This window comes from Pseudomonadota bacterium (assembly GCA_022361155.1).
Classification (GTDB): domain Bacteria; phylum Myxococcota_A; class Polyangia; order Polyangiales; family JAKSBK01; genus JAKSBK01.
Genome location: JAKSBK010000587.1, coordinates 1 through 1,335, shown reverse-complemented (window position 1 = coordinate 1,335; position 1,335 = coordinate 1). Strand labels below are relative to the sequence as shown.

Sequence of the window (1,335 nt, the reverse complement as noted above, 5' to 3'; positions counted from 1 at the left end):
TGACCGGCGCCACGCTCGTCACCATGAAGCGCTTTATCGCCGAGGACGCCTTGCGCCTACTGGAGGAGGAGCGCTGCACCCTCACTTCCGGCAACGACACCATGTACCTCATGCTGCTGAACAGCCCAGCCTTCACGACGAGACGCTATCACTTGCGCGGCGGCTGGGCGGCGGTCTCGCCCAGCATCATGCGGCGGATCACCGACGACTTCGGCGCCGGCGAGACGGTCGTCGCCTACGGCCTCTCGGAGGCCTCCCCAAACATCGCGATGTCGGACTATCGGGCGCCCTTGGAGGACCGTATCGCCGGGTGGATGTCTCCCCATCCCGGTCTTCAGGTTCGCATCGTCAACCCGGAAAGCGGCCTCGAGTGCGCGATCGGCGAGGAAGGGGAAATCCAGGTCCAAGGCTGGTGCGTCATGCGGGGCTACTACAACGACCCGGACGCCACCGCCAAGACCATGACCGCGGACGGCTTTCTCAAGACGGGCGACAAGGGGGTCTTGGGCAAGGAGTCCAAGCTGAGGTTCGTGAGCCGCCTGAAGGAGATCATCCGGGTCGGCGGCGAGAACGTTGCTCCCTCCGATATCGAGGACGCGCTGGTCGAACACCCCAAGATCCAGCAGGCCCAGGTCTTCGCGCTGCCGGACTCGCGATTGATCGAGGTTCCCGGCGCCTACGTTCTGCCGCGCCAGGGCGAGTCCCTGTCGGCGGAGGACGTCGTCGCCTAGGCCAAGGACCGCCTGGCGAACTTCAAGGTCCCCAAGTACGTCGCCATCGTCGACAGCTTCGAGTCGATCGGCATGACCGCCAGCTCCAAGGTTCCGAAACGCCTGCTGGCGGAGCATGCCAGGAAACACTTCGGTCTGGAGGACATGTAGCTAGGACCATGGGCAACCGCTTCACAGAGAGATTTGGCGTCACCCACCCGATCGTCCAGGCGGGCATGAGCTGGGCTTCCTCGAACGTGGCCTTGCCAGCCGCGGTCTCGAACGCGGGCGGCCTGGGCGTGCTCGCCGCGGGGCCTATGTTCGTCGATGACTTCCGCGAAGCCCTGCGCAGCCTGAAGCTGGCAACGGACGTGCCCTTCGCCGTCAACGTCCCGCTCTACCGGCCCCAGGCCGACGAGATCCTCGACATCGTGCTGGAGGAAGGCGCGCCCATCCTGATCGCCTCGCAAGGCGGCCCCAGCAAGTATCTCGCCCGCTTCCAAGGCGCCGGGGTGAAATGCATCCATGTCGTCGCATCGGAACGCCACGCGCAAAAAGCAAACGATGCCGGCGTCGACGGCCTGATCGTCGTGGGTGCGGAAGCCGGAGGGCACCCGCCGCCGGC

Annotated in this window: 2 protein-coding genes; both read left to right on the top strand. The window is 65.8% G+C overall.

The features are described 5' to 3' along the window. Positions 1–731: AMP-binding protein (locus MJD61_22150; GenBank protein MCG8557961.1), on the top strand; the 731-nt coding region annotated here is incomplete at its 5' end. A gap of 158 nt (positions 732–889) precedes the next feature. Further along, positions 890–1,335 (top strand): nitronate monooxygenase (locus MJD61_22145; protein ID MCG8557960.1); only part of this gene is annotated, 446 nt, incomplete at its 3' end.